The sequence below is a fragment of the Ralstonia insidiosa genome (assembly GCF_008801405.1).
Taxonomy (GTDB): Bacteria; Pseudomonadota; Gammaproteobacteria; order Burkholderiales; family Burkholderiaceae; genus Ralstonia; species Ralstonia insidiosa.
The window spans coordinates 803,420-816,749 of sequence record NZ_VZPV01000001.1; the positions used below are offsets into that span (position 1 = coordinate 803,420).

The window sequence follows — 13,330 nt, forward strand, 5'->3', positions numbered from 1 at the left end:
GAACCGAGCCGAGGGCACTGCCATGGAATTACGTTTTCGGATCAGCGCCGAGCAATGCCGGGCGCTGGCTGACCGCATCACCACCAAGCGCCTCGCGCGGATCGCCGCCAGGAAGGTGGCCATGCAGGCGCGCATTGATGCGTTTTTTCAGCGGTTTCTGGCGCTCATGCTGCTGGTCTTTCCCCTTGCGGGGGCCGCGCTGGTGGTGCTGACGATGCCGTCTCGCGGGAGCGTTGCTGGAACGCTGCTGCCCTTTGCTGCGGTCGCGCTCATCTACGGTGTGCTCTGGTGGCGCTACGGAGCAACGGTGGTCCGCTTCATTCTGCGCATCGCCCAGTGGCTCAGGGCACGGCTCGACCGGGTCACCGATCCCTTTGTCGCGAACATCACGCGGCGATCGGTGCAGCGCAGCGTGGCGCGCCTAGAGGGGCTCCACCGCTGGGAGCTGTCACCGGCCGCGCTATCGGTGCAGGGGCCGACCGGCAAGACGGCGGTGATCCCGTGGCAGAAGGTCGCGCGCCTGCATGACCTGGGCGATTTCTATCAACTCTTCACGCGCACGTCGTCGCGCCTTGGGCTGGCGTACTACCTGGCCAAGTCCAGTGCGGAAATGGATGCCGATGCCTATGGCGACGTACTGCGCCAACTGGGCGAGCGTGTGCCGGAGCAAACAGCGGCAGCCTAAGCAGGCGCTGGATGCCCGGGCGCACCCGCATCGCCAAACCGCCGCAAAACCGCTACGCTTTCTCCCAAAACCACGGGAGGAGACACCCATGCGGCGACTGATGCAGCGACCGAATTGGCGATATGCAGGCGTAGTTGTTGGTTTTGCATTGCTTTCATCCACTGCGCTTGCGGACATCCGCATCGGCGTGACGGTGTCTGCCACGGGGCCGCAGGCATCGCTGGGGTTTCCCGAGAAGAACGCTACCAAGTTGTGGCCGCATGAGATTGCGGGTGAGAAGGTCGAGGTCATCGTGCTCGACGACGCCTCCGACACTACGCGCGCCGTCACCAACACGCGCAAGCTGATGACCGAGTCCAACGTGGACCTGATCGTCGGCTCGTCCACCACGCCCAACACGCTGGCGATGATCGACGTGGCGGCCGAGGGCAAGACGCCGGTGATCTCGCTGGCATCGTCGGCCCGGCTGATCGAACCGATGGATGCGCAGCGCCGCTGGATCTTCAAGACACCGCATTCGGATTCGCACATGGCGTCGCTCATCGCCGAGCACGCCGCCGCCCATGGCGTGAAGACCATCGCCTATATCGGGTTTGCCAACGCACTGGGCGAGGCCTTCCTGACCGAGGTACAGCGCTTTGCTGATCTCAAGCACATCCGCATCACCGACACCGAGCGCTTTTCGCCCACCGACAACAGCGTGACCGCCCAGGTGCTACACCTGCTGGCGAGCAAACCGGATGCGGTGGTCATCGGCGGCTCGGGCACGCCCGCCGCGCTGCCGGCACGCGCGCTGGCCGAACGCGGCTACACCGGCAAGATCTACTTCAACCACGGCGTGTCCAACAACGAGTTCGTGAAGCTCTGCGGCAAGGAGTGCGAGGGCGCCTACGTGCCCACCGGCCCGGTGATGGTCGCCGCACAGTTGCCCGACAGCAATCCGGCCAAGGCGCAGGCGCTCGATTTCACCCGCCGCTACGAGGCTGCGTTCGGCAAACGCACCGTGTCGATCTTCGCCGCCTACACGGGCGACATTGGCTTGCTGCTGCAGCGCGCCGTGCCGGTGGCGCTCAAGCGTGCCAAGCCGGGCACGCCAGCCTTTCGTGAAGCGCTGCGCGATGCGCTGGAACATGTGCGTGACCTGCCGACCAGCACCGGCGTCGTCAACATGAGCCCGCAGGACCACGTCGGCCTGGACCAGCGCGCCCGCGTGATGGCGCAGATACGCCGTGGCGAATGGCGTCTGGCTGACGAGGCAAAGTCGCCATGACGCACATCTGGCGTTGCAGGCGCGGCCTCATCCGCTATGCTTGATTCACATTCCGATCCATCATGACGACCTCGCTCGCTCCCCGCTTCGTCCGCTACCAGGCGCTCACGCTTGTCCAGCATGGCCCCATCCTCGAGATCGTGATGGGTGCCGCGCAATCGGCCAATCGCAAGCTCTCCACCGCTGACGCCAACCTGCATCGCGAACTGGCCGAGATCTGGCGCGACGTGTCCGCTGAGCCCTCGGTGCGCGTGGCGCTTATTCGTGGCGAGGGCAAGGGCTTCTCGGCCGGCGGCGACCTGCACCTGGTCGAGCAGATGGCCGATCGCTTTGACGTGCGTACCCGTGTCTGGCACGAAGCGCGCGACCTCGTCTACAACCTCATCAATTGCGACAAGCCGATCGTCAGCGCCATGCATGGCCCAGCTGTGGGCGCGGGGCTGGTGGCCGGACTGCTGGCGGACATCTCGATTGCCGCCAAGGATGCGCGCATCGTTGACGGCCATACGCGCCTGGGCGTGGCAGCGGGTGACCACGCGGCGATTGTCTGGCCGCTGTTGTGCGGCATGGCCAAGGCCAAGTACTACTTGCTGCTGTGCGAATCCGTGACCGGCGACGAAGCCGAACGCATCGGCCTCGTGTCGCTGGCGGTGAATGAGTCGGACCTCGTCAACCGCGCATTCGAGATTGCGGAGCGTTTGGCTGCCGGTTCACAGACGGCCATCCGCTGGACCAAGTACGCACTCAACAACTGGCTGCGTCTGGCGGGGCCGAGCTTTGATACCTCGCTGGCGCTTGAATTCATGGGGTTTGCCGGCCCCGACGTACGCGAGGGCATTGCGAGCCTGCGTCAGAAGCGCCCACCCACGTTCGATGGCGCCTGAGCGGCGCCCGATCCAAGACCGATCCTGTAGGAGACACCATGTTCACCCAGATGCCCAACTTCGCTGAAGGCGGCTTTGAATTTCTGCGCAAGCTGTGGGGCGGCGGCCTGGCGGGGATGGCCGGTGGCGCGATGCCCAGCATGGCCAACTTTGCGGCGCCGCCGATGGACCTGGAGGAGCTCGACAAGCGCATCCACGACCTGCGTGCCGTGGAGAGCTGGCTGCAGCTGAATGCCAGCCTGCTGCGCACCGCCATCCAGGGGCTGGAAGTGCAGCGTGCCACGCTGGTCGCACTGCAAACGTTCGGCTCGGCGCTGTCGCCCGATGCGATGAAAGCCACGTTCGATGGGCTGTCGGGCAGCGAGCCCAAGCCTGCCGCCGAGCCGAAGCCGGCTTGGCCGCATACCGCCGCCACCAAGGCGGCCGAAGCCGACGAGCCCACCCCCGAAGACGAGGCCGAGATCGAAGCCGAAGACGCCGACGATGACGAAGCCGAGGCTCGGGCGCAGTCCGCTGCGCAGGCGCAAGCGCAAGCCCACGCTGCAGCGCGCGCCGCCGCCGCCGCGCTGGACCCGTCACCGTGGTGGAACATGCTGCAGCAGCAGTTCAACCAGATCGCCAGTTCGGCCGCGGCTGCCATGCCCATGCCGCAGAACCTGATGCCGGGTTTCCCCGGTGGTTTCCCTGGGTTTGGCGGCGCGCCGGGTGCGGAGGGGCTCGACTCGGCGCCAGAATACATCGAAGAAAAGACCGCGCCGGCCGCGCCAAAGCGTGCAGCGGCCAAGGCGGCATCCAAGCCGGCAGCCAAGGCGCCTGCGGGCAAGTCTGCCGGGCCGGCTACGAAGAAAGCTGCCGCCAAGAAGGCCCCCGCCAAGACCGCGGCCAAGAAGGCGCCGACCAAGACTGCGCCGCACAAGCCGACCAACGATACGCCCTGATCGATGTCGATGGACAGCACCGCACTGTTGATGATGGGCGGCGGCGCCCGTGCCGCCTATCAGGTGGGCGTGCTGCGCGGCATTGCGCGACTGGCACGCGAGTACGCACCGGGCGTGGTGCGCACGCCGTTCGACGTGATCTGCGGCACCTCGGCCGGAGCCATCAACAGCCTGGGCATGGCGCGTGGCGCGCAGGACTTCACGCAGGCTACCGAAGCGCTCACCCAACTCTGGGCGAACCTCCATGCGGATCGCGTCTATCGCACCGATGTCGGCCGCGTTGGCGCAAGCGGTACGCGCTGGCTGACCGCGCTGGCGTTCGGCTGGCTGACCGGCCATACGCCGCGTGCCCTGTTCGACAACACGCCGCTGCGTGAACTGCTGGCGTCGCAGCACGACGGCCAGCAGGTGCAGGCCGCATTCGATGCCGGTGCGTTGCGCGCCTTGGCCATCACCGCGTTGTCGTACACAACGGGGCGCCATGTCACGTTCTATCAGTCGCCGCACGTGGTACTGCCGTGGCGGCGTTCGCAGCGGATTGCGGTGGCCGATCAGATTGGCGTGTCGCACATGCTGGCCTCGTCGAGCATTCCGTTCATCTTTCCGGCGGAACCGGTGCAGCTTGAAGGTAACGACGAGTGGTTTGGCGACGGCACGATGCGGCAGATGTCGCCGCTGAGCCCGGCCATCCACCTGGGCGCGAATCGCATTCTGGTGGTGGGGGCGGCCTCGCGTTCGCAGCCGGGGTGGTACGACACGGTGCCGGCCTCCGGCTATCCGTCACTGGCGCAGATTGCCGGGCAGGCGCTGGCGAGCATCTTTCTCGATGGGCTGTCAGCCGATATCGAGCGGTTGCAGCACATCAACGCGATGGTCAGCCGCAACCCCGAGATTTCCGACGCGCGCGACGGCTGGCGCAAGATCGAAGTGCTGGTGATGGCGCCGTCCGAGCGCATCGAACTGATTGCCTCGCGCCACGTGCAGCGCCTGCCGAGCACGGTGCGCGCGCTGCTCAAGCCGCTCGGCGGTACTGAAGCGCGCGGTGCGGCGTTCGCCAGCTATCTGTTGTTCGAGCCGGAGTACACGCAGGAACTGATCGACCTGGGTGAGCGCGACGTTGAGACGCGGCGCGATGAGCTGGCCGCGTTTCTGTACGGCGTCGTGCCCGACACCATGCGCGCGGCCTGATTCATCAATGCGGCGCCGGTTCCGCCAATAGCGCATCAATGCGTTTGGTGAGCGTCGGGTCGCCCGGCTCAACCTTGCTCGGATACACCGCCACCACGTGGCCGCTGCGGTCCAGCAGGTACTTGTGGAAGTTCCACTTGGGCGGCTGCTTCGTCTGCGTGGCCAGCCACGCATAGAGCGGCGATGCGCTTGGGCCCACCACCGCGGTCTTCGAGAACATCGGGAATTTCACGCCGTACGTGTTGTAGCAAAAACTGGCGATCTGCTTGCTATTGCCCGGTTCCTGCTCGAAATCGTTGGACGGAAAGCCGAGCACCGTCAGCCCCTTGTCGCGGTATTTTGCATAGAGCGCTTCCAGCCCTTCGTATTGATATGTGTAACCGCAGTAGCTGGCGGTATTGACCACCAGCACCACGCGGCCGGCGTATTGGCAGAGGTCTTGCGGTGCGTCGTCTTGCAGCCGTTTGACGCGAAAATTCAGGCTGGCGGGGCAACTGCCCGGCGCAGCAGCGGTTGGCTGCTGTGCTGCGGGCTCCGCCGTAGCCGCGTGCCCGGTGCGCGGCAGCAGCAGGGCAATGATGGCGAGGACGATGGCGATGGCAACGATCAGCAGGTGGTGCCGGCGCAGTGCGCCTGACCCGTGCGGGTACAGGCGCCGGTGGGACGTGAGCGCGATGGCGGAAAACAACATGGCGAGCCTCCAGAAGCCGACAGTCAGCGGCAATACATGATTTGCCTTCAGTCTAGGGTATAACGCCCCCGGGGCCGCACCGCATCAAAAGTGCGTTGCGCATTGCACGCCAACCGTCGCTTGTCTCCCATCTGAGGCGCGGCGCTTCCTATACTGGAGGAGGTGCCCGACGTTCCAGATGACGAATGGGCCCGCCCCACAGAAGACGACGGCCCGACGGTCACCAGACAGCCGTCGATCACATCGCGGCACACCGCGAGGCGATGCGCCACAACCCGGCGTATCAAAGGGGGTCGCCAAGCCACGTTGCATGCGTGGCACCGGCAGGCCTGTTGTGATGAGGAAACGAGCAGACACCGTTCTTTGCCCCGGTGACCATGAAAAACCGGGAGCGGTCAAGCATGTCTGCTAGAATCCGCCTGCAAATTCAAAGGCTTACCATGCTCTATCCCGAATTGTTCAAGTCGTTGGAAGCGGTCCGCTGGAATATGGAAAAGGATATTCCGTGGGACACGTTCGATGCGTCGTTGCTGACCGACGCACAAGCGCAGACCATCAAGATGAATGCCATCACCGAGTGGTCTGCCCTGCCCGCCACCGAGATGTTCCTGCGCGACAATCGTCACGACTCCGATTTCTCGGCGTTCATGAGCGTGTGGTTCTTTGAAGAGCAGAAGCACTCGCTGGTGCTGATGGAATACCTGCGCCGCTTCCGCCCGGACCTCGTGCCGACCGAAGAAGAGCTGCACAACGTGCGCTTCGAGTTCGATCCGGCCCCGCCGCTGGAAACGCTGATGCTGCACTTCTGCGGTGAGATCCGCCTGAACCACTGGTACCGCCGTGCCTCCGAGTGGCACACCGAGCCGGTCATCAAGTCGATCTACAAGCACCTGTCGCAGGACGAAGCCCGCCACGGCGGCGCCTACCTGCGCTACATGAAGAAGTACCTGGGCACGTTTGGTGATAACGCCCGCAGCGCGTTCGCCAAGATCGGCGTGCTGATGGCCTCGGCCCGCCGCACCGAAAAGCCGCTGCACCCGACGAACCTGCACGTGAACAAGGCGCTGTTCCCGCAAGACACGGTGCAATCGCGCCTGCCGAACCCGGACTGGCTCGAGCACTGGCTCGACGAGCAGATCAAGTTCGACGCCGGCTGGGAAAAGAAGGTCATCGAGCGCATCCTGCACAACATGGGTCTGCTGTTCGAGCGCACCTTCGAGACCGTGCAAGACCTGAACCGTTACCGCAAGGAACTCAACGCACGTCTGCTCGGCTCGGCCGGCACTGAACAAGCGGCTTGATCCTTGCCACTGGCCTGTGCCAACTGCGGCGGCCCATCGATTCGATGGGCCGTTTTGTTTTCCACTCCGATTGTCTCTGAGCCATGACCGTTCGCCAGCCCGCACCCGCCTTTGAACAGAAGATCTGCGACGTCGCCGATGTGGAGGCTCGCGTGCGCGCCTTGCCGCGCCCGATCGTCTTCACCAATGGCGTGTTCGACATCCTGCACCGCGGACACGCCACGTATCTGGCGCAGGCACGTGCGCTGGGGGCATCGCTGGTGGTGGGTGTGAATACCGATGCTTCGGTGCGCATGCTGGGCAAGGGTGATGATCGCCCGCTCAATACGCAGGACGATCGCCTGGCCGTGCTAGCGGCGCTGGAATCGGTCAGCCTCGTGGTGCTGTTTGCCGAGCGCACGCCGGTCGAACTCATTCAGCGCGTGCGCCCCGACATCTACGTCAAGGGCGGCGACTACGACATCGACGCGCTGGAAGAAACGCGTGTGGTGCGGAGCTGGGGCGGGACGGCGCTGGCGATCCCGTTCGAGCACGATCGCTCGACCACCGCGCTGCTCAAGCGCGTGCGCGCAACGTCCTGAGCGTTTAGCGCGATGCGGTGACGTTTGCCGCAGAGGCGGTACAGGCGCGCAGTTCATCGGCGCCGAGTGTCTTCTTGAGGGTAGCGAGTTGCGCTGCAACGCCCGAGGCCGCATCAGCGGTGGCGGTCACCCGCAGCGCGGTCTGCGCGCCGAGCCGGCGCGTTTGCGTGACCACGGCGGTGCGTACGTCCTTGGCGCGCAGCTCATCCAGACGCTGTTGTGCGCGTTCCTTGTCGCGGAACAGGCCCAGCGACACCACAAACGTATTCCCTTCCTGCACGATGGCCGAGTCAGCCACGTTGCGGCGCTTGAGTTCGGCCACCTTGCGCTCGGCCTCGTCACGCGTGTCGCGGGCGGGCATGTGGACCCACCAGCGGTTGTCTTCCTGGCGCGTGATGCGTTCGACCTGTACGCCAACCACTTGCTTGAGCTGATCGAGGCCCTTTGCAGCCTGCGCGTCGGTCAGGCCGCCGAGTTCGGTGCAACTGCCCGCCGTGTCTGCGGCAAGCGCCGTGTGTTCCGCACTGGCCTTGGTGTCAGCCGATGCGCCGGATGCTGCGGGCGACGACGCAGGCGCAGTCTGGGGCGCGGCGGTGCCGGCGGCGGGCGCAGGTTCAAGAATGCGGATTCCTTCGGTGCGGATCTGGCGCTGCATGCGCTCCGGCTCTCGGTCGCTTTCGAACCAGGCCGAGGGCACGTTCGGCCCGAACACGCCGGTATTGGCCGCCAGCAACACGCCGTTGACGAGCAGCAAGAGCAGCAGGGCGAGGCGAAGCGTCATGGTGCGGACGGAGAGGGATTCGGACGGTGGCTCAGAATGCAGGAACACGGCGACAGCAACAACGGTAATACGAAAACGGTGGGCTGGGCCTTTTATGCCAGCGTCGCCGCCCCTTCCCGGTTCGCGCGCGCCAGTACCTGCAGGCCAAGCAGCACGAGATTATCGTGCATCTGGAACGGCATGCGCAGATGCGGAGCGAGTGCCGAGCGCGCACCGCCGCTCAGCACGCAGCGTGCCGGACCGGGGTATTGCGATTGCAGCGTCTGCCACGTCTGCGCGATGGCGCCAGCCTGGGCCGTGACGCAGCCCAGGGCGATGGCGTCCTGCGTGTTGTCGGCCCACGGCGGCGCAACGGCATCGCGCGCGCTGAGGGTGCTGATATCCACTTCGGGCAACTGCGCCGTGTTGCGCGAGAGCGCGCGCATCATCAGCGTGATACCGGGCAGGATCAGGCCGCCGGCAAACAGGCCTTCGGGCGAGACGATGTCGAGCGTGGTGGCGGTGCCGGCTGTCACCAGCAGCAGGGCGGTGTCGGGCCACAGGCTGCGCGCGCCCACCGCGCCCACCCAGCGGTCGGTGCCGAGCTGCGTGGGTTCGCGATAACCATTGCGCAGGCCGGCGGTCTCGGCTTCCGATGTGGCAATGCGCACGCGCGCGCCGTCGAACACGCGGGCGATGCGTGCGGTGAGTGCGTCGCGCAGCGCGGGGCCCGCCACCGCGCTGATCCACACCTCGGGCGGTGCGACCCCCAACGCATGGCAATCGCGCCAGTCTTCAACAAGTTCTGCAAGCTGATCGTGTGAACGGGCACCAGCGTGCTGCCACGGCGCATCACCGGGCTCCACGGGCAGGGCATCGACATCGCTGGCAATCCATGCCCACTTGATGCGCGTGTTGCCGGCGTCAACCAGCAGCAGCGGCCGCGCGGGCGCCGAGTGCGGAGCCTTCAGGCCTGTCATGGCCGCTCCTGCAGTTGCGCATCTTTTGCGCCGCGCAGCGAGACCTCGCCGCTGTGGATCCACTGCACGCGGCCGCCCGATTCGATCGCCAGTCGACCTCGTGCATCAATACCGTGGGCCACGCCTTCGAGCACGACGGTGCCGTCCTGCCACAGGCGCACGCGCTCGCCGGCAAACGCGTCGCGTGCGGCAAATGGCGCAACGAAAGGCGCGAGGCCCTGCGCACCAAAGCGCTGCAGGTGTTCCCCCAGCGCAGTGAGCAGTGCGGAAAATACCCCGTTCGGTTCCGGCGCATCCACCAGTTCTTCCACGCCCGACAGCTCACGGCCCAGCGTACTTTCCAGCACGTGCGGGCGCTCCAGATTCAGGCCGATGCCGATCACGGCCCAGGTCTGTCCGGGCGCGGTGCGCACGGTCTCGACCAGGATGCCGGCCAGCTTGCGCCCGGCGATCTGCACGTCGTTCGGCCATTTGAGTGCCAGGGCCTGTGCGCTGCCGCCATGGGTTTCGGCGTAGGTTGCCACGGCATCCGCAACGGCCACACCCACCGCCAGACTCAGGCCGCCGAGCAGCGCCGGTTCACCGGCAAAGGCGCAGGCGATGGAGAAGGTCAGCCCGTGATCGCCATCCCACGGGCGGCCCTGGCGGCCGCGTCCGGCGGTCTGGCGCTGGGCGGCCAGCACACGGGCGGACAGCAGCGGCGCCTGGCCTGGGCCAGCGGCCTTGGCAGGCCAAGCGGTGTTGCGCACGGCCACCATCAGGTCGGCGTTGGTGGAGCCGGTGGCCTCGACCACCTCGACCGGCCAATCGGCAGCCGGGCCGCTGGGCTGGATGCGTTCGCGCGTGAGGCGCCAGCGCGCGGAGGGTTCGGCAAGAGACATGAAAAAGGGCAATCAGATTCGCGCAGGGAATGGGCGCATTGTACGAGCGGGGCCTCCAAACCGGGGCTCGGCGCTTGCACTAAGCGGCGCATCAATCCCACAGTGTGACAGTGTCGGGCGGCGTGTTGGCTACAATTCGACCGATACTCAGCATCACCCGGCATCACCCGACCCCCGGAGACCCCGTTTGATCACCTGCCGTACGCCCCAGCTTGAGGTTCGCGTTGTCGACGGGAAATCCGTCGCCTTCCTCTCCGGCGACTGGACCACGCTTGCGCTGGCCGAGCGGGCTGGCGTGCGCAGCGCGCGCCAGCAGATTCGCGCCGGGCTGGACAACGCCAACGCGTGGTGCCTGACCGAAGTTGGTCGCATCGATCACTTCGGCGCGCAATTGCTCTGGCGCGCCTGGGGCAACGCGTGGCCCGAACACCTCGATGCCCGCCCCGACCAGCGCCGCATGATCGACCGCGTCGCCAAGCTCGACCCGGGTGGCTGGAAGAAACGCCTGGCGCCGCGCATCAACCCGGTGGCGATCCTCGGCAACGGCATGTTCGATTTCTTCGACCATGCCCGCGACGGCATCGCCATGGTCGGCCAGTTGATGTTCGATTTCGGGCGGTTCCTGCGCGCGCCGCACCTCGGCCCCTGGCGCGAGATTTCCGCCAATGTCTACAGCACCGGCTACAGGGCGCTCGGTATCACGGCACTGGTCGGCTTCCTGATCGGCATTGTGCTGAGCTACCTGTCGGCCAATCAGTTACGCGTGTTCGGGGCCAGCATCTTCATCGTCAACATTTTGGGGATGTCCATCATCCGCGAGCTGGGGCCGGTGCTGGCAGCCATCCTGGTGGCGGGGCGCTCAGGCTCGGCCATCACCGCGCAGATCGGCGTGATGCGGGTGACCGAAGAGCTCGATGCGATGCGCGTGATGGGCATCTCGCACGGTTTCCGGCTGATCCTGCCCAAGGTGATTGCGCTGGCGATTGCCATGCCGCTGCTGGTGGCGTGGACCGACTTGCTGGCGCTGGGCGGCGGCATCCTGGCGGCCAAGTTCCAGCTCGACATCAGTCCGACCTATTTCATTACCTCGCTGCCCGATGCGGTGCCGGTGGCCAACCTGTGGCTTGGCATCGGCAAGGGCGTGGTATTCGGCATGCTGATTGCGCTGGTGGCGTGCCACTTTGGTTTACGCATCCAGCCCAACACGCAGAGTCTGGGCGAGGGCACGACCACCTCGGTGGTGGTGTCGATCACCATCGTGATCCTGGCGGACGCGGTGTTCGCCATCCTCTTCAAGGACGTCGGCATATGACGCGGCCACGCCATCCCCAGTTGGAACACCCGGTCGCGCCGCCCCTCACGCCGGCGCGCGAACGCGTGATCGAGGTGCGCGGCGTCACCAAGCGCTACGGCAACACAACGGTGCTCGACAACATCGACCTGGATGTTTTTCGCGGCGAGGTGCTCTCCATCGTGGGCGGTTCGGGCAGTGGCAAGACCACGCTGCTGCGCCAGGTGGTTGGGCTGGAGAAGCCCACCTCGGGCACCATCCACATCTTTGGCGAGGAGCTGACCTGCCAGATCGGCAACGATCTGCAGTCGATGCGCAATCGCTGGGGCATGCAGTTCCAGCATGGCGCGCTGTTTTCGGCGCTGTCGGTGATCGACAACGTAGCATTGCCGATGCGCGAGTTGCGTACGCTGCCCGATGCCTTCATTGTGCGGGTGGCGATGCTCAAGCTGCAGATGGTGGGGCTCAAATCCACCGACGCCGACAAGATGCCGTCGGACCTGTCCGGCGGCATGATCAAGCGCGTGGCACTGGCGCGGGCGTTGTCGCTGGAGCCGGAACTCGTCTTTCTGGACGAGCCCACCGCCGGCCTGGACCCGCGCGCTTCTGATGACTACGTTGCCCTCATCCGCGAGCTGCGCCAGGAACTGGGCCTGACCGTGGTGATGGTGACGCACGACCTGGACACGCTGGTGGCGCTGTCCGACCGCATTGCCGTGCTGGCCGACCGCAAGGTGGTGGCGGCCAAGCCGGTGGAGCAGATCATTCAGATCGACCATCCGTTCATCAAGGAGTACTTCCTGGGTGAGCGGGGCAAGCGGGCCCTGATGGCATTGGGCCCTGAGATGACGGAAGCGGTGGCCGCCGCCTCGCTTTCGCTGCAGGACGAGTAGGGAGGATTGATGGAAAACAAAGCCCACGCATTTCTGGCCGGGCTGTTCACGATCGGGCTGGTGATCTTTGTTGCGCTCGCCGTGACGTGGTTCAACCGCGACCAGACCGTGCGCGTGCCGTACGACGTGGTCACCCGCTCGACGGTCAACGGGCTGAACCCGCAGGCCGCCGTGAAGTACCGCGGCCTGGATGTCGGCAAGGTCGACAGCATCCGCTTTGACGACAAGGTGCCGGGGCAGATCGTGGTGCGTGTGCTGGTGGACAAGGATGCGCCCATCACCACCACCACCTATGGCCGGCTGGCGTACCAGGGCGTGACCGGCCTTGCCTACGTGCAGTTGGACGATCGCGGATTCGATCAGGGTAACGGCAGCGGCAAGCGCGCACCCAATCCGGAGCACCTCGCCACCTCGGCCAAGGAACCGGCCCGCATCCGCATGGAAGCGGGCTTCCTGGATGAACTGGACAAGCGCGGCGACCAGATGCTCTCCAAGCTGGATCAGACGCTGAACTCGCTGTCGATCATGTTTGACGACGAGCACCGCCAGCAGCTCACCAACACGATGCAGTCGTTCCAGACGACCATGGACGCCTACAGCACGCTTGCGAAACAGGCCGAGCCGACCCTGCGCAAGTTGCCGCAGATTGCCGACAACCTGGACGCGACGATCACGTCCACGCGCAAGCTGTCGCAAACGCTGTCTGATCCCAAGGGCCCGCTGCTGACGACGATTTCCGGCGCGGGCTCGGACCTGGCCACCGCCACCCAGTCGATGCAATCGGCCGCCAATGTACTGACGTACGAGACGCTGCCGCAGCTCAACGGCTTTGCGCGTGAGGCCCGTCAGGCCGTGCGCGGTTTCGACAACGCCGTGACGAGCTTCAACGCCCGGCCGCAAAGCGTGCTGTTTGGTCCCGCGCCCGGATCGCCCGGCCCCGGTGAGACCGGTTTCACGGCGCCCGCTGCCCGCCAGCCCTGAGGAGAA

General features: G+C 65.8%; 14 protein-coding genes. 10 read left to right on the forward strand and 4 right to left on the reverse strand.

Annotated features, from left to right (window positions below):
- Window positions 1-22 precede the first annotated feature (22 nt).
- The 5 genes from F7R11_RS03905 to F7R11_RS03925 all read left to right on the forward strand — a co-directional run bounded on the left by F7R11_RS03905 (window position 23) and on the right by F7R11_RS03925 (window position 4,965).
- Window positions 23-685 (forward strand): hypothetical protein, encoded by a 663-nt coding sequence (locus tag F7R11_RS03905; protein WP_064801345.1) that lies wholly within the window; start codon window positions 23-25, stop codon window positions 683-685.
- Window positions 686-785: 100 nt separating this feature from the next.
- Window positions 786-1,955, forward strand: coding sequence for an ABC transporter substrate-binding protein (locus tag F7R11_RS03910; RefSeq protein WP_031329784.1), 1,170 nt, complete (start codon window positions 786-788; stop codon window positions 1,953-1,955).
- Window positions 1,956-2,017: 62 nt separating this feature from the next.
- A complete protein-coding gene (locus F7R11_RS03915; RefSeq protein WP_064801347.1) occupies window positions 2,018-2,839 on the forward strand; it encodes an enoyl-CoA hydratase/isomerase family protein in 822 nt (273 codons plus the stop codon).
- A 38-nt stretch (window positions 2,840-2,877) separates the two neighbouring features.
- On the forward strand, window positions 2,878-3,777 hold the full coding sequence (locus tag F7R11_RS03920) for a PhaM family polyhydroxyalkanoate granule multifunctional regulatory protein (protein WP_064801349.1): 900 nt from the start codon (window positions 2,878-2,880) through the stop codon (window positions 3,775-3,777).
- Between the two features lie 9 nt (window positions 3,778-3,786).
- Window positions 3,787-4,965, forward strand: coding sequence for a patatin-like phospholipase family protein (locus F7R11_RS03925; protein WP_064806133.1), 1,179 nt, complete (start codon window positions 3,787-3,789; stop codon window positions 4,963-4,965).
- A 4-nt stretch (window positions 4,966-4,969) separates the two neighbouring features.
- Here F7R11_RS03925 and F7R11_RS03930 read toward each other — a convergent pair whose 3' ends face one another.
- Window positions 4,970-5,656: a glutathione peroxidase gene (locus tag F7R11_RS03930; RefSeq protein ID WP_064801351.1), complete on the reverse strand. Its 687-nt coding sequence runs from the start codon at window positions 5,654-5,656 to the stop codon at window positions 4,970-4,972.
- 440 nt (window positions 5,657-6,096) lie between these two features.
- Here F7R11_RS03930 and F7R11_RS03935 point away from each other — a divergent pair, with 440 nt between their 5' ends.
- Both F7R11_RS03935 and rfaE2 read left to right on the forward strand, forming a co-directional pair.
- A complete protein-coding gene (locus tag F7R11_RS03935) occupies window positions 6,097-6,957 on the forward strand; it encodes a ferritin (protein ID WP_021196270.1) in 861 nt (286 codons plus the stop codon).
- Window positions 6,958-7,040: 83 nt separating this feature from the next.
- A complete protein-coding gene (gene rfaE2 / locus F7R11_RS03940) occupies window positions 7,041-7,538 on the forward strand; it encodes a D-glycero-beta-D-manno-heptose 1-phosphate adenylyltransferase (protein WP_031329787.1) in 498 nt (165 codons plus the stop codon).
- A gap of 4 nt (window positions 7,539-7,542) precedes the next feature.
- On the opposite strand, the gene F7R11_RS03945 is transcribed toward rfaE2, so the two are convergent.
- The 3 genes from F7R11_RS03945 to F7R11_RS03955 all read right to left on the reverse strand — a co-directional run bounded on the left by F7R11_RS03945 (window position 7,543) and on the right by F7R11_RS03955 (window position 10,159).
- Window positions 7,543-8,319 carry an SPOR domain-containing protein gene (locus tag F7R11_RS03945; protein WP_064801353.1) on the reverse strand — a complete coding sequence of 259 codons (777 nt, stop codon included), beginning with the start codon at window positions 8,317-8,319 and terminating at the stop codon, window positions 7,543-7,545.
- Between the two features lie 92 nt (window positions 8,320-8,411).
- Window positions 8,412-9,278 carry a type III pantothenate kinase gene (locus F7R11_RS03950; RefSeq protein WP_064801354.1) on the reverse strand — a complete coding sequence of 289 codons (867 nt, stop codon included), beginning with the start codon at window positions 9,276-9,278 and terminating at the stop codon, window positions 8,412-8,414.
- On the reverse strand, window positions 9,275-10,159 hold the full coding sequence (locus F7R11_RS03955) for a biotin--[acetyl-CoA-carboxylase] ligase (RefSeq protein ID WP_064801356.1): 885 nt from the start codon (window positions 10,157-10,159) through the stop codon (window positions 9,275-9,277). Before F7R11_RS03955 ends, F7R11_RS03950 begins: the two co-directional genes overlap by 4 nt.
- Before the next feature lie 187 nt (window positions 10,160-10,346).
- Here F7R11_RS03955 and F7R11_RS03960 point away from each other — a divergent pair, with 187 nt between their 5' ends.
- From F7R11_RS03960 to F7R11_RS03970, 3 genes are read left to right on the forward strand one after another with little or no spacing between them, the layout of a single operon-like run.
- Entirely contained in the window at window positions 10,347-11,471 is a 1,125-nt protein-coding gene (locus tag F7R11_RS03960) for an MlaE family ABC transporter permease (RefSeq protein WP_021196275.1), read from the forward strand.
- On the forward strand, window positions 11,468-12,343 hold the full coding sequence (locus F7R11_RS03965; RefSeq protein WP_021196276.1) for an ABC transporter ATP-binding protein: 876 nt from the start codon (window positions 11,468-11,470) through the stop codon (window positions 12,341-12,343). Before F7R11_RS03960 ends, F7R11_RS03965 begins: the two co-directional genes overlap by 4 nt.
- Window positions 12,344-12,352: 9 nt before the next feature.
- Window positions 12,353-13,324: an MlaD family protein gene (locus F7R11_RS03970; protein WP_021196277.1), complete on the forward strand. Its 972-nt coding sequence runs from the start codon at window positions 12,353-12,355 to the stop codon at window positions 13,322-13,324.
- Window positions 13,325-13,330: the final 6 nt, after the last annotated feature.